The 22,624-nt window shown below is 55.2% G+C and carries 21 protein-coding genes; 5 read left to right on the forward strand and 16 right to left on the reverse strand.

All coding sequences use genetic code 11. The annotated features are described in order from the left end of the window. Positions 1-2: 2 nt before the first annotated feature. From RAC89_RS01745 to RAC89_RS01820, 16 genes are all read right to left on the reverse strand, one after another. The gene (locus tag RAC89_RS01745) at positions 3-875 is read right to left on the reverse strand and encodes a type II secretion system F family protein (RefSeq protein ID WP_306611365.1); all 873 of its coding nucleotides are present in this window, start codon (positions 873-875) and stop codon (positions 3-5) included. A gap of 5 nt (positions 876-880) precedes the next feature. Beyond that, positions 881-1,690 (reverse strand): type II secretion system F family protein, encoded by an 810-nt coding sequence (locus RAC89_RS01750; protein WP_306611366.1) that lies wholly within the window; start codon positions 1,688-1,690, stop codon positions 881-883. Then, positions 1,687-2,931, reverse strand: a complete 1,245-nt coding sequence (locus tag RAC89_RS01755) for a TadA family conjugal transfer-associated ATPase (RefSeq protein ID WP_306611367.1) — start codon at positions 2,929-2,931, stop codon at positions 1,687-1,689. Before RAC89_RS01755 ends, RAC89_RS01750 begins: the two co-directional genes overlap by 4 nt. Further along, positions 2,852-4,060, reverse strand: a complete 1,209-nt coding sequence (locus tag RAC89_RS01760; RefSeq protein ID WP_306611368.1) for a P-loop NTPase family protein — start codon at positions 4,058-4,060, stop codon at positions 2,852-2,854. Before RAC89_RS01760 ends, RAC89_RS01755 begins: the two co-directional genes overlap by 80 nt. A 146-nt stretch (positions 4,061-4,206) precedes the next feature. Continuing rightward, positions 4,207-5,322: a C40 family peptidase gene (locus RAC89_RS01765; RefSeq protein ID WP_306611369.1), complete on the reverse strand. Its 1,116-nt coding sequence runs from the start codon at positions 5,320-5,322 to the stop codon at positions 4,207-4,209. 3 nt (positions 5,323-5,325) lie between these two features. After that, positions 5,326-5,793 carry a DinB family protein gene (locus RAC89_RS01770; RefSeq protein WP_306611370.1) on the reverse strand — a complete coding sequence of 156 codons (468 nt, stop codon included), beginning with the start codon at positions 5,791-5,793 and terminating at the stop codon, positions 5,326-5,328. 13 nt (positions 5,794-5,806) lie between these two features. After that, positions 5,807-6,466 carry a class I SAM-dependent methyltransferase gene (locus RAC89_RS01775; RefSeq protein WP_306611371.1) on the reverse strand — a complete coding sequence of 220 codons (660 nt, stop codon included), beginning with the start codon at positions 6,464-6,466 and terminating at the stop codon, positions 5,807-5,809. After that, positions 6,459-7,505 (reverse strand): SAM-dependent methyltransferase, encoded by a 1,047-nt coding sequence (locus RAC89_RS01780; RefSeq protein ID WP_306611373.1) that lies wholly within the window; start codon positions 7,503-7,505, stop codon positions 6,459-6,461. Before RAC89_RS01780 ends, RAC89_RS01775 begins: the two co-directional genes overlap by 8 nt. After that, positions 7,505-8,278 carry an ABC transporter ATP-binding protein gene (locus RAC89_RS01785; protein WP_306611374.1) on the reverse strand — a complete coding sequence of 258 codons (774 nt, stop codon included), beginning with the start codon at positions 8,276-8,278 and terminating at the stop codon, positions 7,505-7,507. The genes RAC89_RS01780 and RAC89_RS01785 overlap by 1 nt, the downstream gene beginning before the upstream one ends. A 13-nt stretch (positions 8,279-8,291) precedes the next feature. Further along, positions 8,292-8,630: a cyclic-phosphate processing receiver domain-containing protein gene (locus tag RAC89_RS01790; protein ID WP_306611375.1), complete on the reverse strand. Its 339-nt coding sequence runs from the start codon at positions 8,628-8,630 to the stop codon at positions 8,292-8,294. After that, positions 8,627-9,466 carry a deoxyribonuclease IV gene (locus tag RAC89_RS01795; protein WP_306611376.1) on the reverse strand — a complete coding sequence of 280 codons (840 nt, stop codon included), beginning with the start codon at positions 9,464-9,466 and terminating at the stop codon, positions 8,627-8,629. The genes RAC89_RS01790 and RAC89_RS01795 overlap by 4 nt, the downstream gene beginning before the upstream one ends. Before the next feature lie 19 nt (positions 9,467-9,485). Continuing rightward, positions 9,486-10,295 (reverse strand): Fpg/Nei family DNA glycosylase, encoded by an 810-nt coding sequence (locus tag RAC89_RS01800; protein WP_306611377.1) that lies wholly within the window; start codon positions 10,293-10,295, stop codon positions 9,486-9,488. A 96-nt stretch (positions 10,296-10,391) separates the two neighbouring features. Further along, complete coding sequence (locus tag RAC89_RS01805) at positions 10,392-11,888, reverse strand: ribonuclease H-like domain-containing protein (RefSeq protein ID WP_306611378.1); 1,497 nt, start codon at positions 11,886-11,888, stop codon at positions 10,392-10,394. Beyond that, positions 11,885-14,170, reverse strand: a complete 2,286-nt coding sequence (locus tag RAC89_RS01810; RefSeq protein ID WP_306611380.1) for a DEAD/DEAH box helicase — start codon at positions 14,168-14,170, stop codon at positions 11,885-11,887. The genes RAC89_RS01805 and RAC89_RS01810 overlap by 4 nt, the downstream gene beginning before the upstream one ends. A 59-nt stretch (positions 14,171-14,229) precedes the next feature. Next, positions 14,230-15,717, reverse strand: coding sequence for a phytoene desaturase family protein (locus RAC89_RS01815; protein ID WP_306611381.1), 1,488 nt, complete (start codon positions 15,715-15,717; stop codon positions 14,230-14,232). After that, positions 15,714-17,237 (reverse strand): phytoene desaturase family protein, encoded by a 1,524-nt coding sequence (locus RAC89_RS01820; protein ID WP_306611382.1) that lies wholly within the window; start codon positions 17,235-17,237, stop codon positions 15,714-15,716. The genes RAC89_RS01815 and RAC89_RS01820 overlap by 4 nt, the downstream gene beginning before the upstream one ends. 178 nt (positions 17,238-17,415) lie before the next feature. On the opposite strand from RAC89_RS01820, the gene RAC89_RS01825 reads away from it, so the two are divergent. Genes RAC89_RS01825 through RAC89_RS01845 form a run of 5 tightly spaced genes read left to right on the forward strand, consistent with a single transcriptional unit; the run spans position 17,416 to position 22,555 of the window. Then, complete coding sequence (locus RAC89_RS01825) at positions 17,416-18,318, forward strand: phytoene/squalene synthase family protein (RefSeq protein WP_306611384.1); 903 nt, start codon at positions 17,416-17,418, stop codon at positions 18,316-18,318. Beyond that, a complete protein-coding gene (locus RAC89_RS01830) occupies positions 18,312-19,184 on the forward strand; it encodes a carotenoid biosynthesis protein (RefSeq protein WP_306611386.1) in 873 nt (290 codons plus the stop codon). The genes RAC89_RS01825 and RAC89_RS01830 overlap by 7 nt, the downstream gene beginning before the upstream one ends. Next, a complete protein-coding gene (locus tag RAC89_RS01835) occupies positions 19,181-19,900 on the forward strand; it encodes a lysophospholipid acyltransferase family protein (protein WP_306611388.1) in 720 nt (239 codons plus the stop codon). The genes RAC89_RS01830 and RAC89_RS01835 overlap by 4 nt, the downstream gene beginning before the upstream one ends. 16 nt (positions 19,901-19,916) lie before the next feature. Continuing rightward, entirely contained in the window at positions 19,917-21,047 is a 1,131-nt protein-coding gene (locus RAC89_RS01840; protein WP_306611390.1) for a glycosyltransferase family 2 protein, read from the forward strand. Further along, positions 21,044-22,555 (forward strand): phytoene desaturase family protein, encoded by a 1,512-nt coding sequence (locus RAC89_RS01845; protein ID WP_306611391.1) that lies wholly within the window; start codon positions 21,044-21,046, stop codon positions 22,553-22,555. Before RAC89_RS01840 ends, RAC89_RS01845 begins: the two co-directional genes overlap by 4 nt. The last annotated feature ends 69 nt before the right edge of the window (positions 22,556-22,624 follow it).

Below are 22,624 nucleotides of genomic sequence, written 5' to 3' on the forward strand. Positions count from 1 at the left end.
CTCTAAGGACTAGTCAAATTCATCATCAGCATAGCGGGCGCGGCCACAACCACCATCACCATGAAAAAAATCAAAACCATCGGAAACACCATCTTCGACGAGGCTTCCTCCCCAAGCGTCTTTGCGACCGCCTTGCGCTTCTCCCAAAGGGTAACGGAAAGCTCGCGCAGCGACATGACCAGATCGTCGCCGCCCCGTTTATAATTCAAGAGCAGCGTCGTCGTAAACAGAGAAACCTCCTGCAGTCCGCACCGCTTACTGAAGTCCTCCATGCCTTTGGCAAAGGAACCGTTCATTCGAAGCACCTGCACTACGGGAAGCAGCTCCTGCAGGAGCGGATCCTTGTCCTGCTGCCTACCCTCCACAATGCGGATGAGCGCCTGGGGCACGGTTTCTCCTGCTCCTGTCAGCAGCATCAATTGATTCAGCAGCTCCGGCAGAGAAATCAGAATATCGAGCTTTCTTCGTTTCAGCTCCCGGCTGCACTGCTGGTACTGTACGATCGGGAGCAGTAAGCTGAGCAGGGCTCCGTAAGCCAACAGCTCGTAATTATCGGCAGCTGCAGCAAGCAGCGTAGCGGCCATAACCCCAATGGTCATCCCCTCGGCCGATTTGGCCAAAAACCAGCGTGTTTGCGCTGGCGCAGCCTTAGCACCGTTAAGACCTACCATGATCTGGTGTACGCGTCCCACCTGCTCCGGAAGCCGGTCTCCAGGACGAATCAGGTCAAGCAGCCATAAGCCGATCGGCGCGAGCCAAATCCGGTTCGGATGCGGAGGATGGTCACGTATCCACCCGGTGTAGCGTTTCGAAGCAGCTGCGTAGACGACCGCAGCTCCCGCAACCTGTACAGCGAACAAAAGATACATCATCATGCCATTCACACCCTAATGTCCATAATTTTGTTCGTAAGAACGAAGCAGGCTGCGAAGACGAGCAGAGCAAACGACATGATCAGCCTACCGGTCACACCGCTGTACATGGGCTCCATGTAATCCGGCGTCGTCATCCCCAGCACGGCGATCATAACTACAGGGGCCAGCGAGAGCACCCTTGACTCAAATCTTTTCTGGGACAGCAGCACTTGGATATCCTGTTGGATGGCGAGCTTGTCCTGGATAATGCTTGAGGTGCGGCGCATGACCTGGCCGAGGTTGCCTCCTGTCCGTTTGCAGGTAATGAACACCTCCGTGAACTGCCGGATATCGTCAAGCTGCGCCCGTTCGCTGAAGCTCGCCAAGGCACGCTCAATCGTTTCCCCGTTCTCCATCCGGCGCAGGATGATCTCCAGCTCCCGAATGATTATCGCTTCCGTACCGGTATAGAGCAGCCTCAAATCGGTCAGTGCTTCGGCAAAAGCGGATTCGATGGATTTGCCCGCACCAAGCGAGGAGGATAAGGAAGCCATGAGCTGCTGGAATTGCAGCTGCAGCTGCGCCCTGCGGTTCTTGAGCAGCTGTCTGCGTCTCCACTCCGGAAAAAGCGAGCCCGCCGCAATGAACAGCAGAACCATCCAGATGCTTTTGTAGAAAATCCAGGCCGTAACTCCCATGCACGCCCACCCGATTAACATTGATAGGAAACGCTGCCGGGTGGACAAAGCGTACTGTCGATAGTCGGGCAGCGAGCCTCTTGCTGCCGCATCGGCTGCCGGTTTCGCGGAAGCTCGAGCTGGAAGCTGCAAGCTCATGATAGACCTCCTTCCTCTGGAAGCTGCAGGCCGGCCATCACCAGCTTATCCGTGTGAAATAGCTTCTGACCGGTACACTGCAGCTCTCCCTGAACTCGTCCATCCACTGCTGCGCCTGATTCAACGAATCGATACAGAGGGCGAAGCACAATCGCTCCCTGGTTTAGACCGATAACCTCACTGATTTCGGTCACACGTCGCGATTTATCACGGAGCCTTGACAGGTGGACCATGATGTCTAATGCGGAGGCAATCTGACTTCGAACGACCTCAATCGGCAGAGGTGCTCCGCTCAGCACCATCGATTCCAAACGGCTGAGCATATCTGCAGTAGAGTTCGAGTGGCCCGTCGACAACGAGCCGTCATGCCCCGTATTCATAGCCTGCAGCATATCCAGCGCCTCGGCCCCCCGGACTTCCCCGACAATGATTCGATTCGGCCTCATCCGCAGCGAGGAACGAATCAGTTCTCGGATCGAGATTTCGCCCCGGCCCTCCGTATTGGCATTCCGAGTCTCGAGACTGACCAGGTTCGGTATGCCCGTAATTTGCAGCTCAGCCGAATCCTCAATCGTAATAATTCGCTCATCTGAAGGGATGCATTGGGAAAGCGCGCCGAGAAAGGTCGTTTTTCCCGAGCCGGTTCCCCCGCTTATAAATACGTTGTATTTGGCCCGAACAAGGGTGCTTAGCAGCTGGGCCGCTTCCTCGGAAAGCGCGTCCTTGCGGATCAAATCCTCCAGCGTCAACGGCTTTTCCGGAAATTTACGGATCGTCATGGCAGGGCCCTTGAGAGCGATCGGCGGAAGCACGATATTCACGCGGGAACCGTCCGCCAGACGGGCATCCACAATGGGAGTAGACTCATTCACAACCCGGTTTACCTTAGCCACGATGGATTGAATGACATCCTCCAGCTTCTCTCTGCTCTCGAAACGGAGGGAGGTTTCCATGACATGCCCGGCACGTTCGATAAAGATTCGGTCATGGGCATTGATCATAATCTCGGTCACGGTCTTGTCCTCCACCAGCGGCTGCAGTACATCAAGCCCGCGAAAGGAGTGAAACAGCTCCCGCACGCCCTGCACCTTTTCACCCGCGGTTAAGAAGCTTAGCCTGGAGTAAGCGAACACCTCCTGCTCGATCCGTCCCAGCAGCTGCTCATCCGTCAATGACTGCCCGAGATCCAGCTGCTCCTGGATTCTGGCCTTCAGCTCTTGCTTCGTTTCCATTGACCACATACGACTTGACCATTCCCTCCTTCCGTGAAACAATTCGTCCCCATGCTTCCGCCAAGGCAACGGAAAACAACTCCTCCACCCGATCAACCGACTTCCATTCGGGAATATAGGGGAGCTCTCCCCTAAGGCGAAAGCCTTGGACCGAGCCAACGTTCAAAACAACACCCCTGCTCTTATTGAGTACAAAGATGACGTCTTCCCCTAGCGAAGCTCCTTCCCGTATGCCAAGCTGCGCTCCCATGCGTTCGAGGCAGAGCGCAGCCTTGTCCAAATGCACCACATCGTCCAGCAAAAGCCAATACAAGGCATCGCATCTTCGTATTGCTTCCAGGTTCGAGGGGTGGAAGGAAGAGTCCAAATCGAGAACAATGCGATCATATCCCCCTAAAATCGCTAACGATTCCAGCAGTACGCTTACATCCTCCGCTTGCCATTCCAACAGCTCCCTCCAGCTTGAAGAAGGGATGAGATAATCGTACCTGCCTCGCGGATGTCTGCGTTTCACCTGCTCCAGCTTAGCAGGCACCTGCTTAGGCTGGGCTCTGATGTAGTAGAGCAGCTCGGCAAAGGGATCCTCTCCCGACAGGCCTCCGGCAAGCATCTCTTGGGGATACCAAGCATAGGAGGGCTGCTGCTCCAGGGACACGCACATAACCTTCTCCCCTTGCTGCACCCAATGCCTTGCCAGATGGGAAGCCGCGACCGTCTTGCCGGTGCCGCCGACAGCCGAGTACAATCCGATGATTTGGGAAGCTCTTTGGCCATGCAAGGGTGCAGCCTCGCATAATTCGTTGTAATGTCCGCTTACCGTGGACAACATCTGATCCAGGGGCTGGTATTTGAATAGAACCGGGTATTCCACAATTCCGCCGCTGCCATTCGCCTCACTAAGCACCATCATGCTTCCTGCCCTTAGTTCAAATACATGATCTGGAAGGGGCAGGAAGGCTTCGTGGACCAGCAGCAGGAACGGTTCCCTTTCCCGCGCGACATAGTGCATCGCCGACTCCCTGGAAGTAAATCGCTGCACGGCAAACCTTTCACTGTAATCGGTTGTTCGGATGAACACCGCCAGCATATCGCTAAAATATGCGTCCTCATCCAGCAGCACGAGCTTCAGCTTCGTCATACTCCACCTCCTCCCGTCAATGATCGCCCAAACACAAAAAAAGCACGCGCTGTAAAAAGAACAATGGTTCTTCAAACAGCGGTGCTTCCGCTAATGTAGTATGGGATTTATTAGTATTATAGCAAAATCTTCGGAAGAATCAACCCTTATGGAAAAAATCTCCTTGCTCCGGCAAACTCGGCTGCGTAGGCAGGTGTGTTCATTGGAATGATTTCGAGCGGGCGCTCCGTCTTCGGAGAATGAATCATCATACCCTCTCCGATGTACATCGCCACATGGTGTACCTTCCCTTTTCCTCTGTCATAAGCATAAAAGAGCAGATCCCCCGGGAGCAGCTCGCTGCTTGGAATTTGCTCCCCCGCCTTAGCCTGGTCCTTCGCATCCCGCGGGATGGCAATTCCTATAGAGCGATACAGCGAATAGGTAAAGCCCGAGCAATCAAAGCCAAAGCCTGAAGCTCCGCTCCAAATATAAGGCAATCCAAGGAAGGACTGAGCTGTCTCTACCAGCTTTTCCCTTGAGGCTTCGATGTCGGTTTCCATCAAGACGGACGCCTTTTCTACATAACGCGTTCCTTGCGGAGCATCAACGACCAGCCAGGTCTCCTCTTCCCCGAGAACCGGGAGCAGGGTGTTAAAGCTGATTTCAACGGATGGACTGGACGGATCCGGCGCCTCGTGAAGAAAAGCGGTAGGCAGGGATACCACTGCTTTCGGACATGCTTCGTATGAAAACTCGACATCAGCCAGCTGGGATTTCGGCATCCAGCCTGGGTAGCCCTCTTCCCGTTTCGGCGTATTTTGCTCAGGAATGGAAATTTTTACCCACTCATCACCTTCCTCCAAAACAAGAACATTCGTTCCAAGAAGAGCCTGTGTTTCCAGCTTACCGACAAACCACAGCTTCTCCTTCGTGCTCAGCGGCTCCAGCCAGTCCCTTAAGAGCACGGGATTCTGCAGGGAAAGCTCGTCCTTCGGTCGAGCGACGCCCGGTTCGGCCCAGAGAGTTGCCACGGATACCGCAATCTGTTTCATCCCCGTTTCGTGAACCGAAGGTCGGCGGCAATCGATAATTACCGTTGCTTGCGGTGGCGCAAGCATTTCCGGAATCGGCTCCGGCACAGCCAAGCTTTCCTCGGCAGCCGCCGTTGCAACAAGGTAATCAACGCCCAGATTGGTTTCCTTCGCCGGCAAAAAAACAGCAGCCATCCCTAAGATGAGCAGGAACAGAACGAACGGTACTAGCAGCCGGCGCAGCAGCATCACTTACCCCTGAGCCTGAAATGCTTGCTTATTTCGCTCGATCTGCTGAACATGACGGTCTACATGACCGCTAAATTGCTGAACCAGATCCTTGAGCGTCAGCTTCCCCGTCACATTGTGAACCCCGGTGCGGCTCCAGTCCTCCTCCTTCAGCTGCTTCAGCACAGGAATCATACTTAAGCGGAATACTTGAAACAGCTGCAACGATAGATTCAAGTCCATGCCCTCGTAATTTAAACGCACTGCCCAAGCGTCAGGATCGAATTTGAACAGCAACGGATTGTCCTCAGAGATGACCTTCTTCATTCGGTAAATGGCGTTGATCTCCGCATCACATAGGTGAAGCACCACTTCCTTGATGCTCCATTTGTCCGGCGCAGGCTTGAAATTCAGCAGCTCCTCGCCGACCCCCTCCAGAGCTGCTGATAAACGGGTATAGCCTTCTCCATAATGACGAATTAACTCTTCCATCGGAACCTCTCCCCTACTTCTTCGTATATGCACAGAGCTCCCAGACCCATTTGGGTTTACCGTAGCGGTGAAGCACTTGCTCCTCCATCCGGCTTACCTGCCAGTCTTGAAACAGCTCTTCGAGCGTAGCGCCGTCGAAGAATCGCTTGCGCTGACCCTCCCATAAAAAATAACCCGGCTCCAGCAGCTCACCCTGTCCCGCGCCGTATTCCACATCCTTCGTAGAGTTCACCCTGCACAGTAATACCCCACGGGGCTTAAGCACACGGCGTATCTCACTGACAATCTGCTTTGTCTGCTCCCAAGGAAAGTAATGCAGGCTTAGATCAGCTATCGCCAGCTGAGCCGATTCGTCGGGAAAAGGCAGCGGTTCCCTCAAATCCAGCAGCAGTGTATCCACAGCCGGAACGATCGTGCGAACACAGCGCAGCGCCTCTTCCGAAAAGTCACATGCGATAACAGGAAAGCCTCTCTCACTCAAGTACAGCGTGTTATTCCCTGCACCGCAGCCCAAATCCAAAACAGGCGTCGTTCGGGTATGCTCCAGCTCGCCGCTGTACTTATCCAGCCATGAATCATAGGCCGCTGCGCGAACGCTGCTGCGAACATAAATGTCGTTCCAAAATTGCTTATCCGGTCGATGCTCCCTATTCACCTGGGGATCCCTACCCATTCTTCACGAGAAAGAGCGTCAGCTCCTCGCGATTGTGGAACAGCTGCTTCGCCTTCTGGAGCGACAGCTGCGGTTCGAAGTCTTCCGTCGCCTCACGCAGCGACTGCAGCGCCTTACCGTGCATCAGCTTAAGCGTAATAATCGCCGTCCCGCCCGGCTTGAGCGAATAAAGCAGGCCTTGGATCAGCTTCATCATCTGACGCGGACTCCAGCTCATGTCGCACACGAGTAAATCGAACGAGTCCGGCTTCAGCTTAACATCGCCTGCGTTTTTCTGATAATACGTCAGCTTCGGATGCTTTAGAACGCCCGGATCCAGCTTTGCCGGGTCAATTGCGGTAACGTCGAGCCCTCTTTCGAGCAGGAGAGAGGTCCAGCCGCCGGGCGCTGCTCCTACATCAAGTGCGGCGCGATATTGGGTAAAATCAAGCCCGAACGTCTGCTCCGCCTCCAGCAGCTTAAACTTGGCGCGAGATACCTGCCCTTCCTCCTTGCGATACCGAACGGCTCCCCCCGGCCAATCGGACAAGTTATCGGAAGGCCGCGAGATGCCCCAGTAGATCAAGTCCTCCGTAAGAAAAAGCGAGATAATCCATTCCGCTTCCCTAACGACGGGAACGATCCCAGGCTTCACCGTCAGCACCTCGTCCAAGGCGTGCTTCACCGACGAGGGCGAAACCCCGGGTGCCGCGTGCTCCGTTTTTCGGACTTGAACGGCCACCCGCTCTCCTCCCGCTGCGATAGCCGAGTGCCGCACCAGCTTTTCCCGAAGCGCCTCTACCAAGCTTTCCAAGCTCCCGTTCCACGCTTCTTGCCCGTTTACGGGGTGCAGATGTCTTAAGAATACAGGCTCGCTTTCCGTCACGACCCGTACCGTTTCTTCCCAGGAAGCCTCCTCAAGCCGTGCCAGAAATACCTCTCCGGGGACGAGCCATTGGTACTTCACCGCTCCTCCGAACAAACGGCGAATTTCCTCTTGAGCCTGTTGAGCAAAGCCGTGATTTGATGTGCCTATGAATACAGCTCCGTTTTCGCTCATTACAGCACCTTAATCCAAGGGCGCTCTCGGAACCATTCCAGCTGGATCGGCACCTGATACGCCTTTACTAAATTTTCCTCCGTAAGCACCTGCTGCTTCTCTCCTTGCGCAATCACTTGCCCGTCGCTCAGGAGCATCACATGAGTGAACATCGGCACTATCTCTTCAATATGATGCGTCACGTACACTACGGTCAGCTGCTGCCTGCCCAGCTCGTTAATATCCTGCAGCAGACGCTCTCTTTCGAACAAGTCCAACCCTGCACACGGCTCGTCCATGATGAGAATCGACGGGTCCGTCATCAAAGCGCGCGCCAAAAGCACCTTCTTCCGCTCTCCCTGCGATAAGGAGATAAGCGGCTGGCCGGCGAGGTGGCGGATCCGAACCCGCTCCAGCATCGTCAGCGCCTTTTCCTTCACCTCTTCCGGAATTTCCTCATAGAAACGCAGGAAGCTGTACTCTCCTGTAGCAACCACTTCCCAGACCGAATCCGACGGTCCAAGCTTCTCAAACAGCGATTGGCTGACGTAGCCGATCCGCTTGCGCACCTCGCGCACGTCGCACTGGCCAAAAATATTGCCCAGTACCTCCACGCGTCCGCGGCTTGGAAATTGATACCCGGTAATCAATTCAAGAATCGTTGTTTTCCCGGAGCCGTTCTTCCCAAGAATGACCCAATGCTCTCCAGGCTTCACGTTCCATTCCACTTCGGATAAAATGCTGCGGTTTTCACGAATAAACGAAATTTGCGATAAGGACACAACTTGCGACATTAGCTACCACTACCTATTCCATGTATTTGGCTATTTCCATGATTAATTCCACGGGCATCGGCCCGTTCGTCAGCTCCACCTGCGGAGGCTTGTTCATATAGAGAGCTTCAAACATTCGAAGCCTGCCGCTCACACTCGAGGTATGTAAATAGATGCGTCTCGGATAACGTCCGGAAGCGATCAGTCTGCGGACAACGTCCATCCCGGTCTCCTGTCCCCAGCCGAGATCATAGTCCAAGGACAAGATATCGACCTCGCATTCCTGAAGCAGTAAGGTACACTCTTCTGCATTCGTAGCAAGGGTAAAACCTTGGGGACAAGGACGGTAATCGTCCAAATAGACATGAATCATATTCCGGCCAGCTCCTTCACATAGCTTATTTCTCCGGCATGCGTGCCGCCTTCCGGAACGGATGTTTCGAGCACCATAGGCAGCCTGGCGACATGAGCGGAACGAAGCATGGTACGAAACCGCTGCACCCCGATCTCCCCTCGGCCGATCATGGCATGCCTGTCTTTGCCTGCGCCGTTCGGATAGACGGAGTCGTTCAGATGGATCGCCCGAAGCTGCTGCATATAGCCAAGAGATACCGCCTGCTGCTCGAGCCGCTGCCAGCCGTCCGGTGCATCGGACCATAACCCGGCAGCGAACGCATGGCACGTATCCAGACAGAACCCGACCTGCTCCGGCCTTACGCACAAACTGCGAATCTGAACCAGCTCCTCCAGCGTCGTCCCCATTCTGGAGCCTTCTCCCGCTTGGTTCTCGATGAGCAGCAGAGCCTGACCCGCATATCCATCCAGCACCTCATTGATACATTGTATAATATTTTTATAGCCTTGTAACGGGTCTGCCCCCTTATATTTGCCAAAATGCACCACAATCCCTAGAGAGCCGCATGCGTCGGCTATCTCCAGATCGTTTTTCAGCGAGGCAACGGTTGCCTGCCGGAGCGGTCCCTCGTCTGCGGCAAGATTGGTCGGGTAAGGCGTATGGGCGATGGACGCCAAGCCGTGCTCTTTGCAAAAATCCGAACATTTACGGGCATCGTGCTCGTTGAAGGACTTTACGGTAAGGCTGCGGGGATTTTTCGGAAAATACTGAAATGCGGTGGCCCCAATAGCCACCGCCGTACGAGCCGCCTCATAATAACCGTGCCGAATGCTGATATGACAGCCGATCTTCATAGAGTACTCCCTCCCCCCGTCAATGCTGGCAATTCGTACAGCAGTACGATTTCTTGGAGGAGACATCCTGGCGAACGATCGGATGGCCGCAGCGGACGCAGGGCTCATCTTCCCGATCATACACCCGGCATAGGCTGTCAAAGCCTCCGGTCAGCCGATCGCCTTCAAACAACGGCATATCCATGTAACCGCCATGGCCGGTAGCTTCCCGCAGCACCTGATGTATGGAAGCGAACAGCCTGCCGCTCTCCTCTTCGGTAAGTGCTGCAGTCCGTCTTGCCGGCAGCAGTCCTGCACTGAAGCAGATTTCGTCGGAATAACAGTTCCCAATGCCCGATAGGAAGCTTTGGTCCACCAAATTGCTCTTGAGCGTTCCCTTACGGCTGCGCAGCAGCTTTGTGAAGCGCTCCACCGTCAGTGCGGGATCGAAGGGCTCAGGTCCCAGCTTGGACAGCAGCTCCCTTACCGCATGCTCTTCGTGCAGGTGCAAATAACCAAGGCGCAAGCCGATAAAGAACAAATGCTCTTCTCCAAAGCTTAACCGTACCTGTACGGAACGTTCCGGCTTCTCCTCAAGCCTGCCGAAGAACATGGAACCGCCCAGCATCAGATGCAGAAGAAGCACATACCTGTTCGTCAGATGAAACAGCAAATGCTTGGCTCTCCGCTCGATGAAACGGATCGATTGCCCCGTTACAAGCCGATGAAAGTCGGCAGGGTTCACATTGATGGACTTCTCCCGCTCCACCTCCGTGCCGGTAATCGTTCTGCCTGCGATACGTCCGCTCAGCAGGCTGCGATAGTTCTCCATCTCCGGAAGCTCCGGCATGGGCGTTCCTCCTCCATTATCTAAGTAGAAATGCAGCTTATATAAAAAAGCAAAGTCATTTCCACTGGATTCCCATAATGAGGCGGTTTTATACGTCTATTCGATGGTGAAGCTCAGCTGCTCATCAGAAGACGCCTTGCGCAGCAGGTTGCGTGACGTCAGTGACGGCGGCTGCTTATCCGTAACAGAAGCACGGTTCTTCCTGGGGCCATTCCGGCCCAAGCCGGCAAGCTGCTTTCGCTTCAATCGCTCAAGACGCTTCTCCAGGTCTGCCGATTCATCCTTGGTTTCCTGCGAGGCCCGGCGCCCCGCCGACGGACCTTTGCCCCGTGTCGAGCGCTTCAAGGTGCTCCGCTGCCATACCTTATTCAAAGCCTGCTCGGCGTAGTCAATTGCACTTTCATAACATTTTTCCTTATGCTCGTAATACATCGCAAGCTCGACATACGGCTCCAAGGAACAGGTCGGCTTCTCTCCCTTGAGCGCAATGTACCGCTTCCACAAGCGGCAGGCCAGCGCGTACCGTTCCCGCCCCTTGTAATACTGGGCGAGTGGCAGCAGGCACCCTGTATCCTCCGCTACGAGTTCATCCTCCTCGCCGTCTCCTGCTTCCGTCTCAAGCAGCTCATAGGCCATCAGGTCAAGCACCTGCTCCGCACGCTCGGACAAACCGTTCTTGTCCAGCCAGAGCCCGAAGCGGTAAACCTCCTCGAACCCATAGGAACGAAGCTCGTGCAGAGGGACACGCCCCTGCAGCAGGTTGACAAAGTGAATGGCCAAGCCCGCCAGCGACAGCAAATCCAGCTCATTGTGCACGAACACCCCTTGCAGCACGGCAGGATCTCGCTCCGCCAAATAACGAAAATACAGCTCCGGCGCCAGCGAACCCGGCACATCGTCCTCTCGAAATACCTGAAGCCTCGCTTCCTCTACCTTCCCGAGCCGGCAGGAGGGCAGCGTATTCCTCCACAAGCTGCGTGACGGATAGAGAAAGTCCAAATGCTCCAGCGGCTCATGCTCCGCCTTCAGCCGGTTCATTACATAACGATTCTTAATAATCGGCCAGTCGAACGTCTTCCCGTTGTAGGAAACGAGATACGGATGCTTGGCCAGCTTCTGCTGCAAATAGCAAAGCATGGCATGCTCTTCACCCGGATGGCGGATCAGCATCTGTTCTACCTGAAAGCCGATGTCAGTGTAATATCCGATCCCGATCATGAAAGGCACATTCCCTGCACCCAAGCCTAAGCCTGTCGTTTCCGTGTCCAAAAACAGCAGCTGATCGTGCCTGATTCCGTTCGTCTCCACAGCTTGCCTAACCTCACTATCGGACATCAGCAGCTTTAAAAGGCCGGCTTGTCCGCGGAGATCGTCAATTTCGTATCGGCCGTGCCGCTTACCCGCTTCATAGACTACACGGCGAAGCACGAAGGAGCCCCACTCGGACTCGTACAGCTCCCCTTGGATGACATCCCACTCCGACGCCGTTACCCGCTCATCAGCTTGAGGCGACTCCTTTCCCGAGGGAGCACCCGAAGCGCCTGCAGCCTCCGGCTTCTTATGCCGCAGCAGCCGTTCCCGAAGCGAGCTCATCGCGCTCCCTCCGCCTTCTGCAGCAGCGCAAGGGCCAGCTGCTTTCCGGTCAGCCCGACCTCTTCGATCGGACCGACACACGCCGGACACCCGCTCAAACAGCCGCAGGAGGAAATCAAACGCTTCGCTTCTTTCAGCAACTCCCCATGCACCTCGTAAAGCCGCTCGCTTAAGCCGACGCCGCCCGGGTAGCGGTCATAAAAGAAGATCGTCGGTTTTTTGTTATGAACCGCCTTGACCTGAGGCACCACGCGAATATCGTGCGGATCGCACATCAAATAAATCGGGGCAATATGTACCAGCACGTTCGACAAGCCCAGCAAGCCGAATTGCATGTCGTTGTTCGTCATGCCCTCCGCCGCTTCGTCCGAGAATGTGAACCAATAGGAGCTCGTATGCAGCTCCTCCTCCGGCAAATGGATCGGGCCGGAACCTATGTTTTCATGCGTTCTCAACTTGATTTTCTTAAAAATCGTCGCCTTCGCATTGACCGTCACTTCGCCGAATTGCCGCTGCAGCCCGAAATCCATCGATTCCCGGTGCACATGCAGCACCTTCAGCTGCACCGCCAAATTCGCATCCGTGAAATAATCGACGCTCACCTCACGGATGTAGGCCTTCTTCTCCTCATAGTCGAGCTTCTCCACCTGGAACTGGACCCCTTCATGGATGTAGATCGCTTCCTCGTGCACCATCGTCAAGGCGCTGAAGCGGTCCACTTCGCCGATTACGCGGGCTCCGTTCGTCATATCAATGATGATGATATTTTCCTGGGCAGCCGAACGAAGAGAAATGTCATGCGCAGGGAACGATTGCTCCATCCAATACCAGCGGTTCTTCACGCGGTGCAGAATATGCTCCTCCGTCAGAAACTCCAGAATATCCTTGAGCGCTTCGTCTCCGAACTTCTCCCCTTCCTCAAAGGGCAGCTCGTAGGCAGCGCATTTCACATGGTCAACCAGGATGATCAGGTTATCCGGATGAATTAAAGCCTGCTCCGGCGGCCGCTCGAAGAAAAAGCGAGGGTTCTGGATGATATGCTGGTCCAGCGGGTTGCTGCTCGCCACCATGAAGGTGATGGAGCTCTCTTGGCGCCGCCCCGCGCGGCCCGACTGCTGCCACGTGCTTGCGATCGTTCCCGGATACCCGTTCAGCACGCAAGCCTGCAGCTGACCGATATCGATGCCGAGCTCCAGCGCATTCGTGCTGACGACGCCGCGAATCTCGCCGCTGCGCAGTCCCTTCTCGATCTCCCTCCGCAGCTTCGGCAAATAGCCTCCTCGATAGCCGCGGATGGACTTGGTGCCCAGCTCGTGTGCAATCAGCTCCTGCAGGTAGGTCAGCAGGATCTCCACGCGCACCCGGCTGCGTGCAAAGACGATCGTCTGCACTCCCTGCTTCAGCAGCATCCCGGCGATGCGCCGGGTTTCGAGCACGCTGCTCTTGCGAATGCCCAGCTGCTTATTCACCACAGGCGGATTATAGAACACAAAGTGCTTCTCCCCCGCTGGAGCGCCGTTGCGGTCGACAAGCGCCACCGGCTCTCCGATAAGCCGCTCCGCGTGCTCCTTCGGATTGTCGATCGTGGCGGAAGCGCAAATAAACTGCGGATTGGAGCCGTAAAACCGGCAAATCCGCTTCAGCCGCCGAATGACGTTCGCTACATGGCTGCCGAACACGCCGCGGTACGAATGCACTTCGTCGATGACGATGAACTTAATATTTTCAAACAGCTTGACCCATTTCGTGTGATGGGGAAGAATAGCGGAATGCAGCATGTCGGGGTTCGTTACAACGATATGGCCGGCGTTGCGGATGGCCTGCCGAACCGTCGGCGGGGTATCGCCGTCATAGGTATGCGTCTTGATATCGACTTCCATCTTGTTCACGATTTCGTGAAGCTCCGCCACCTGATCCTGCGCCAGCGCCTTCGTAGGAAACAAATAGAGCGCCCGCGCGCTCTCGTTGTTCAATATGCCCTGCAGCACCGGCAGGTTGTAGCACAGCGTCTTGCCGGAGGCGGTCGGCGTTACGGTTACGACGTGCCTGTCGGCCGCCACTTCGCGGAACGACGCGGCCTGATGCGTGTATAAGCGATGGATGCCCTTGGACGCCAGCCCCTCCCGAAGCAGCGGGTGCAGCCCTTCGGGAAAGTCGTCATACTGTCCCTCCCGCGGAGGAATCGTATGCCAGTGGGTCACCTGCTCCATCAGCTCGGGGGTGTTGCGGATCAGTTCGATCATTTCATCTATAGAAGAAACCTTACCCGTTAAACGGTTCATGGTATCATACACCTCTCGGAATCACGATACCCTCATTATATCGAATGCATGTTCGCGGTTCAATGCATATTTTCCCTTTGCCTTTCCATAAATTCTGCCAGCAGGCGTGCGCCCTGCATGACAATCGGCACGCCTCCGCCCGGATGGATCGATGCACCTACCGCGAACAGTCGTTTAATTCCATAAGGCTGCAACTGGGGCCGGAACACTCCGGATTGCCGCAGCGTAGGCGCCAAGCCGAAGCTTCCGCCTTGATATAAGCCCTCCTGCTTCGCCTCGTGCGGAGTTCTTACCTTGCGCCACTCTACAGCCTCCCGCAAGCCGGGAAAACCGCGCCGTTCAAGCTCCTCCAGTATCTTGTCGGCAAATGCCTCCCGCATTGTCTCCCAAGCCCCCCCGTCGCCAGACGGCACAGGGACAAGTACATACAGGACCCCTTTGCCCGGTGGAGCCAGGGAGCTGTCGATCAGCGAAGGATGAAAGGTGTAAAGGCACGGATCCTCTGGAACGATTTTCGATACAAACACATCCTTCAGCATCTCGGCAAACCGGTCCTTAAAGAAAAATTGGTGTACGGAAGCCTGCTCGTAGACACGGTTCAGACCTAAATACATCAGAAAGCACCCGGAGGACGGCTCATACGCTTTGGCCTTCCCCCAACCTCTCCCTCTCTGCTCGCCAAGCAATGCACGGGTCATGGGAAAATCACCGTTCAGCACCACCTGATCAAATGCCCACGACACGCCCTTAGTGCGAATTCCGTAACACTCGCCGTCCCTGACGAGCACCTGCTCCACAGCGGTATTGAGCCTCACCTCCACACCCCGTTCCTCCAGCAGCTGCGCCAGCTTCCCGATCATACCCGCATAGCCGCCCTTCACATACCATATCCCGTGCGCATGCTCGGAAAAGGGAATCAAGGAATATAACGCGGGAGTAGCTTCCGGATTTCCTCCGATGTATAACGTTTGGAACGAGTAAGCCTCCCGCAGCCGGGATGCGTGGAAAAATCGCGCGACATCCTGCCGTACCGAGGAATAAGCCTTCAGCTTCACCAGCGACCTTACGTTGCCGGGAGTCCAGAAATCGCGCTTCTTTACGAAATCCTTGCTCAAGAACTGCTTATATCCCATATTGAAACGCTCCTGCATCACTTCCATGTAGTTCAGGAAGGAACCGCCTTCCCCTGGAAACATTCGTTCGATTTCATCCGCCATCCGGCGTTTGTCTGTCCACTTTGTGAGCGTCCGTCCGTCCTCGAATTGAATGCGGTAGAGCGGGTCTACCTGCTGAAACTCGAAAAGGTTCGGGTCTACGCCTGCGGCTTGCAAAGCTCCGCGGATCATCCCGGGCAGTAGCACAATGGTCGGTCCCTGATCGATCTTAAAACCTTTCTCCGACTCATAGGCCATCCGTCCTCCAAGTCGTGAGCCCTTTTCCAACACGGTCACCTTATGGCCCCGGTACGAGAGCAGCAAAGCCGCGGTCAAACCCCCGATCCCGCCGCCGACGATGGCAATTTTACGAGATTCCCGCTTCACCATCATAGACCGCCACCTCCGACCGATTGCAGTTCTTCTTGCGATACGCCATGCTTCTTAAGAAGGCCCCGAACCGTAATGCGTGCCGATTCCATAATGGTGGGCAGGCCGCTGCCGGGATGCGTTCCACCGCCGACAAGCCAGCAGTTGTCCAGCTCCTCGAACCGGTTATGGGGACGTAAGTACATCATTTGCGTCAAATGGTGTGCGAGATTAAAGGTCGCCCCTTCAAACACATGATGCTTTTCCTCCCAGTCAAAAGGAGTAATCATATGTTCTACTTCAATGTGCTCCTCCAAATCGGCAAATCCGCCCTCCGTCATGACCTTCTCCAGCACGCGTTTGCGAAAGCCCTCCTTTACCAGTTCCCAAGGAATCCCGCTTTGATTGTTAGGGACTGGGGCGAGCACGTAGATCGCAGACTTCCCTTCCGGAGCCAGTGTCGGGTCTGTGACGGAGCCGTTCTGCACATAAACCGACGGATCGGCGGAGAGGACCTTGGTTTTGGCGATCTCTTCGACATTTTGCTTATAATCCTTGGCAAACAGAATGGTATGATGCGGCAAATCGTAGGTCCGCTTCACGCCAAGGTACAGCATGAAGGTAGAGCAGGAGTAATTCTTCTTTCTCAGCCTCGCTTCCGTGTACTTGCCCGCGGCGGCCGGATCCACCAGCGTGGACATGGCGTTCGCAAAATCCGCATTAACTATGACTTCATTGGCGTACCGATTCTCCCCTTCCTCCGTTTCAATTCCTATCACACCGCCTCCAGCCGTAATCAACCGCTTCACTCCCGTACCAAGATGAATGCTTCCCCCATATTCGCGAACGACATTTCCCATGGCCTCCGTGATTCGATGCAAGCCGCCGATCGGATGATAAATCCCATAAGCATGCTCGATATAAGAAAGAATGGAGAACGCTCCCGGACATTCCCAAGGTGACATCCCCAAATATTTGGCCTGAAAGGTAAACGCTAGCCGCAGCCGCTCGTCGTCAAAATAATCCGAGAGACACTTATACAGGCTTTGGGTCAAGGTCAGCTTAGGAAGTGCCTTCAGAAACCTCGGATGCAAATAATCGATCAGGGAATCATGCTTATTTTGCAAAATCGGAAGAAGCGCTTCCAGCTTACGGGACTCTTGCTGCAGGAAGCGTTCATAGCCCTCCTCATTCCCTGGAAACATCCTTGTAATTTCCCGTATCATTTGTACAGGTTCCTTATATACATAGAAGGGAGCCCCTTCAAATACAAGCCGATAGAAGGGTTCAATCGGCACCAGCTTGACGTAATCGTGAACGGAGCGTCCCGACTCCCGAAAGAGCTCCTCCAGAATATGGGGCATATTTAAAAAGGTCGGACCACGGTCGAAACGATATTCGCCCAGCTGCAGGCCGGAGGTTCTTCCGCCCAAGTAGTGCATTTTCTCGAACACATCGACCTCGTAGCCTTTCGAGGCCAGCAGCATGGCCGCCGAAAGCCCGCCAGGTCCCGCACCGACGATAATGACCTTGCGCTTGTTCATGTTCGCCATCTCCCGGATAGTCATTTATTTTGTATGGACTTTGTCAAACTTAATTGTATAATGTTAGTATAACGTTATACACGTTATTTGGGAAGTATTCCTTTCCTGTGTACAAAGTTTGTATAATATTAAATGACTCCATACCGGCACTGCCGGAATCTATCACGAGGTGATGGTCATGAAAAGTACGTTAACGGATGCTTACGCAGTCTGCGAGGAGGTTGTGAAGAAGCATTCCTCCAGCTTTTACCGGGCATTCTCCGTGCTTCCCGTGGATAAGCGCAATGCGGTATGGGCGATTTATGCGTTTTGCCGTACCGTGGACAATATCGTCGACGAGCAGCCTGTGCAGGCTGTCCCTTTGTTGAATGAATTTGAAATATCCTTTGACCGCATGCTGTCAGGCAGACCCGATCCGCACCCGCATTGGCTGGCTTTACGGGATGTGTTCGACCGGTATCCGATGGATGCCGCCCCCTTCTGGGATATGGTCCTCGGCCAGCGCCTGGACCTTAAGAAATTTCGTTATCAGACTCAGGCGGAGCTGGAGCATTACTGCTATCTGGTAGCCGGGACGGTAGGGCTGATGCTGCTGCCGGTGCTCTCACCCGTACATTCCGATGACATGAAGCGCAAGGCTGTCAAGCTCGGCGTCGCCATGCAAATTACGAATATTCTTCGTGATGTGGCGGAAGATTACGAGCGCGGCCGGGTTTACTTGCCTGAGGATGTCATGAGCCGGTATGGTTACAGCGAGCAGGATATCGCCGCCGGAAGCAGTGCCCGGGGCTGGGCGCCGCTGTTCCGTCATTTGGCCGAATGGGCCGAGGAGTGTTATAGCGAAGGCATATCGGCACAGCTTCACTACCCGCGGGACAGCCGACTGGCTCTGGCCTCCGCTGCCTTGATCTACCGTCAGATTCTGGTCGAGAGCCGCTTGCGTCATGGCGACGTCTTCTCCTCCCGTGTCCGAGTATCCAACATGAAGAAGGTGACCCTGATGATTTCTTTATTGGCCAAACGCAGTACATGGAGCAAATCGAGCATTGAACTGGAGACGCAAGGGCGATTTACATGCTGAGGTCCTGGTCGAACGGTATCACGGTCCTTTATGTGCTGTGGTTTCTTTGCGGATACATCCTCGTTGCCGGGGACCTGCTGCCTGCTTGGCTGGAGTGGGCCAACAGCTTTTATTTGATTCTGGGAGGCGTTACTGCCGGTACTTGGTATATTGGCAGGTACGGGGTCCGGCAGGCGCTGATTCTCATCGTTGTTTGTGCCAGTATATCCTATACGGCCGAATGGATCGGCGTCCATACGGGACGCTGGTTCGGCTCCTACAGCTACGGCCCCTCCTTTGCTCCGCTGGTATTCGGCGTGCCGCTGGCGATCCCGTTCGCATGGATCATGCTTCTTGTCATCGCCAAGGCATTTGCTCCGGTAAAGGCAGGCCGCAAGCTGTGGAAGGGACTTACGGTCCAGCAGGCATTGTCCCCGGAGAAAGAAAGCTTGCTCCGCAGCCGCAGACGGGCACGGCGCCGCCACTTCTGGCTTCCGGCCGTTTGGGCTGCCATCATGGTGACCTCCATGGATCTCCTGCTGGACCCGGTGGCAAGTCAGAAAAGGTACTGGAGCTGGGCGGCTCCCGACCACGGCACTCCCACACTGCCGGATTTTTACTCGGTGCCCTTAAGCAACTTTGTCTGCTGGTTAGTTACAGCTCTACTCATTATTAATATCGTTAATTATTTGCATGATGAATATTTTGACCGGGAAGCCGGGCGCTCCTCAACCTATGGCCCTTTTATCCCGTGGCTGCTGCTGTTGACTTTGGAGTCGCTCTTCCTGACACTGGCCCTTCGTTCGGGCTTGTGGTGGGCAGCCGGTGCGAATGTCGCTCTCCTGTCGATTCTGTTTCTTTGGAAGCGCAAGGAGGAGGCCGCATGATCACACCTGCCAAGAATGCCCGCTTCGAAGCCTTATTCGAGCTTTACAACCGCAGGCTGCTTCGGCGCTTCTTTCACAAAATCCATGTCCGGAGCAGCTTGGCCATTGATCCGCTCCGTCCTACCGTGTATGTTGCTAACCACTGCAGCTGGTGGGACGGCTTGCTTGCTTTCCAAGTGAATCGAGGCTTGCTGCTTCAGGACGCTCACGTCATGATGAGTGAAGAGGGCTTACGCCGATTCCGCTTTTTTCGCCGGCTGGGCGCCTTCTCAATTCATCCGGATTCGTTACGTGAAACAAGACAAGCATTGGAGCTCAGCGTCAGACTGCTCTCCCGTCCGAGAACCTCGCTTTGGCTGTTCCCGCAAGGGAAAATTCGGCATCAGGACATCCGGCCGCTCGATTGCCGCCCCGGCATCGGATTCCTGCTTGATCGGTTGCCTGAGGTACAGACCGTGTCTGTTTCGCTCTATTACAGCTTCCTGGAGGACCAGAGGCCGGAAGCCTTTGTTTGTCTGGGGGATCCCCTGCCGAATTGGATCAGCAACAAGCTCAGTCGCGCAGATAAGCTAGCGTTTATCGAGGAGAATCTCACCAGGCAGCTGAATGAGCTGCGGTCGGGTGTCATTCAGGGCGAGGCTGCAGGATACACCTCCTTGCTGACGGGCCGCGCTTCTACCTCGGAGCGATTTGTCCGCTTTTTCCGCAGAGCCTAACAAAGGAGTTTACACAATGATCATCGTACTGGCTGCTATTCTTGCCGGGGTCTCTATCCTGCTTACACTGTGGGTTGCCTGGAATCTGCGCGGTTGGCCGCGTCCTGCAGTACAAGGGACCGGCGAGCCGCTTCCCCATGTCTCGGTTCTCGTTCCGGCACGTAACGAACAGGCCAATATCACGCGCTGCTTGGAAAGCCTGCTTCGGCAGGAGTACCCTTCCTATGAGGTCATCTGTCTCGATGATCAATCGGAGGACGCCACTCCCACAATACTCCAGGAGCTAACCTTGCGGTTTCCCAAGCTGCGGATCCTGCACGGAAGCCCTCTTCCCGAAGGCTGGGTTGGTAAATGTTATGCTTGCCACCAACTGGCGGAGGCGGCGCAAGGAGAATGGCTGCTGTTCACGGATGCCGATACCGTTCACTCTCCGTTGATGCTCTCCTCGTTGGTTCGGACAGGCATGGTGCGAAAGGCCGGGCTTGTCACAGGCTTTCCTCGAATCATCTCAAGCCATGCGTTCGGGTGGCTGGTACTGCCGATGCTGCATTTCGTAATCGCATTGCATTTGCCGCTGCGCCTCGTGGAGCGCTCCTCAGACCCCCGCTTCGTTGCCGCTCATGGGGCATATATGCTGTATCGCCGTAAGGCCTACGAGCTGATCGGAGGGCATGCCGCACACCGCAGCTCGCTCATCGAGGACATGGACATGGCCAGAACGGTGAAGGCAGCCGGAAGCAAGGTTAGCCTTATCGATGTAACCGGTCTGGTCGGCTGCGAGATGTATGATACGCCCTCTGGGGTATGGCAGGGCTTTGCCAAAAACATGTTTACCGGGCTGGGACGCTCCTCCGTACTGTTGTTCGCCCTGCTGTTATTTTATCTGCTGATCTATGTATCACCTCTGCTTCTTTTGCCTGGAGCGCTGTACAAGGGACACATCATGCTTGCGGCATTGAGTGCAGTCGCGCTAACCGCGGGAGTACTGCAAAAGCTCATCGTCGACCGGCGCTTCGGGGTACCCATGGGCTGGTGCCTGCTGCTCCCCGTAAGCTTTATTTCAATCATTGCGCTTGCGCTTCGTTCCTGGTATTTGTCCGTTCGAAAGCTTGGTTATCATTGGAAAGGGAGAAGATATTCCTCATGAGTGCTACTGGGAAAGGCATCATTATCGGAGGCGGCATCGGCGGTCTGGTTACTTCCATCCTGCTCGCTTCCCGCGGCTTCGACATTACGCTGCTGGAAAAAAACGAGACGCTGGGAGGAAAGCTTCAGCAGGTGAAGCTTGGAGCGTATGCATTTGATTTCGGACCCTCGACGCTGACGATGCCTTGGATATTCGAAAAGGTGTTCGAGGCGGCCGGCGAGCCTCTGGATCCGGAGCTGCACTTCCTGAAGCTGGACGTGAACAGCCGCAATCACTTCGAGGATGGCAGCGTCATCGATCTGTCCACCGATCCGGACCGAATGCAGGAGCAGCTCTCCTCCTTCTCCGCGGACGATCGGAAAGGCTTTCAACGTTATCTGCAAGAGGTGAAACGGATCTATACGATCGCAGAGGAGCAGTTTTTCAGCCGCAGCTTTGCAGGGTGGCAGGATTACGTCTCCCCGAGGCTGGGAGTGTCCCTGCTATCCGTACATCCCTTTACGGCGATGGATGCGTTCCACCGCCGCTTCTTTCAGGATCCGCGTCTTCTTGCAATGATGAACCGCTACGCAACATATGTAGGCTCCTCACCCGGTCAAACCCCCGCAACCCTCTCTATGATTGCTTATCTCGAGCTGATCCGAGGGGTCTATTATTTGAGGGGAGGTAATTACAAGCTCATTGAGGCGCTGGAGCGGCTGGCCCGCAAAGCAGGCGTGTCGATCCGCAAGGGAGCTGTAACAGAGCGAATAGAGCATAAGCGTGGGGCTGTACTAGGGGTTCAAGCAGCCGGGATGCGGCTCGAGGCGGATTTCGTCGTCTCCAATGTTGACGTTCACACAACGCAAAAGCTACTATACGATCAGCCGCAGCAAAGCCGCGCTTCGCTGTCCAGCTCGGGATTCCTCTGTCTGCTGGGCCTAAAGAAGCCGATGACTGGTCTTCACCACCATAACTTATTTTTCCCGAAGGATTACGGGTCGGAATTTGCAGACATGTTCGACGCTGGCTGCTGGCCCTCCTCCCCGGCGCTGTATGTGTGTAATTCTTCTTATAGTGAGCCTGAACGAGGGGGACATAATGGAGCGGGAAGCAATCTCTATGTGCTGATCAATGTTCCGGCGCTGGCCAAGACGCCTTCCACACCTCTCAGGCAGCTGTCAGTGCAGGAAATCCGCGCCTACCGGGCGTTCATCCTCAATCGGCTTGCCGACCGCCTGAAGCTGGACACAATAGAGCCGCTTATTGAGGAAGAGGCAATTTACACGCCTCAGTCCATTGCCGATCAGACCGGTGCCTTCGCCGGCGCGTTATACGGTAACGCTTCACATGGCTGGGGGCCGACCTTCTTCCGCCCTTCCCTTGCCGACCGCAAGGTGCAAGGCTTGTATTATGTTGGAGGCACGACGCATCCCGGCGGCGGCACCCCTATGGTGACCCTTAGCGGCATCCAAGCGGCGGAGCTCATTTCCGCTCGACATAGAAAGAAGACCCGAACGGCGTTGTAACGCCGAATCGGGTCTTTTTAACAGAAATAACGTCGAAGTGCCGACCATTCGCCGCCGAATAGGCGGAAG

It is taken from the genome of Paenibacillus sp. GD4, from assembly GCF_030846225.1.
Classification (GTDB): Bacteria; Bacillota; Bacilli; order Paenibacillales; family NBRC-103111; genus Paenibacillus_G; species Paenibacillus_G silviterrae.

Coding starts and splice junctions, on each gene's coding strand:
- RAC89_RS01745 (WP_306611365.1), bottom strand. CDS start 875: ATGATGATGTATCTTTTGTTCGCTGTACAGGTTGCGGGAGCTGCGGTC.
- RAC89_RS01750 (WP_306611366.1), bottom strand. CDS start 1,690: ATGAGCTTGCAGCTTCCAGCTCGAGCTTCCGCGAAACCGGCAGCCGAT.
- RAC89_RS01755 (WP_306611367.1), bottom strand. CDS start 2,931: ATGTGGTCAATGGAAACGAAGCAAGAGCTGAAGGCCAGAATCCAGGAG.
- RAC89_RS01760 (WP_306611368.1), bottom strand. CDS start 4,060: ATGACGAAGCTGAAGCTCGTGCTGCTGGATGAGGACGCATATTTTAGC.
- RAC89_RS01765 (WP_306611369.1), bottom strand. CDS start 5,322: ATGCTGCTGCGCCGGCTGCTAGTACCGTTCGTTCTGTTCCTGCTCATC.
- RAC89_RS01770 (WP_306611370.1), bottom strand. CDS start 5,793: ATGGAAGAGTTAATTCGTCATTATGGAGAAGGCTATACCCGTTTATCA.
- RAC89_RS01775 (WP_306611371.1), bottom strand. CDS start 6,466: ATGGGTAGGGATCCCCAGGTGAATAGGGAGCATCGACCGGATAAGCAA.
- RAC89_RS01780 (WP_306611373.1), bottom strand. CDS start 7,505: ATGAGCGAAAACGGAGCTGTATTCATAGGCACATCAAATCACGGCTTT.
- RAC89_RS01785 (WP_306611374.1), bottom strand. CDS start 8,278: ATGTCGCAAGTTGTGTCCTTATCGCAAATTTCGTTTATTCGTGAAAAC.
- RAC89_RS01790 (WP_306611375.1), bottom strand. CDS start 8,630: ATGATTCATGTCTATTTGGACGATTACCGTCCTTGTCCCCAAGGTTTT.
- RAC89_RS01795 (WP_306611376.1), bottom strand. CDS start 9,466: ATGAAGATCGGCTGTCATATCAGCATTCGGCACGGTTATTATGAGGCG.
- RAC89_RS01800 (WP_306611377.1), bottom strand. CDS start 10,295: ATGCCGGAGCTTCCGGAGATGGAGAACTATCGCAGCCTGCTGAGCGGA.
- RAC89_RS01805 (WP_306611378.1), bottom strand. CDS start 11,888: ATGAGCTCGCTTCGGGAACGGCTGCTGCGGCATAAGAAGCCGGAGGCT.
- RAC89_RS01810 (WP_306611380.1), bottom strand. CDS start 14,170: ATGAACCGTTTAACGGGTAAGGTTTCTTCTATAGATGAAATGATCGAA.
- RAC89_RS01815 (WP_306611381.1), bottom strand. CDS start 15,717: ATGATGGTGAAGCGGGAATCTCGTAAAATTGCCATCGTCGGCGGCGGG.
- RAC89_RS01820 (WP_306611382.1), bottom strand. CDS start 17,237: ATGAACAAGCGCAAGGTCATTATCGTCGGTGCGGGACCTGGCGGGCTT.
- RAC89_RS01825 (WP_306611384.1), top strand. CDS start 17,416: ATGAAAAGTACGTTAACGGATGCTTACGCAGTCTGCGAGGAGGTTGTG.
- RAC89_RS01830 (WP_306611386.1), top strand. CDS start 18,312: ATGCTGAGGTCCTGGTCGAACGGTATCACGGTCCTTTATGTGCTGTGG.
- RAC89_RS01835 (WP_306611388.1), top strand. CDS start 19,181: ATGATCACACCTGCCAAGAATGCCCGCTTCGAAGCCTTATTCGAGCTT.
- RAC89_RS01840 (WP_306611390.1), top strand. CDS start 19,917: ATGATCATCGTACTGGCTGCTATTCTTGCCGGGGTCTCTATCCTGCTT.
- RAC89_RS01845 (WP_306611391.1), top strand. CDS start 21,044: ATGAGTGCTACTGGGAAAGGCATCATTATCGGAGGCGGCATCGGCGGT.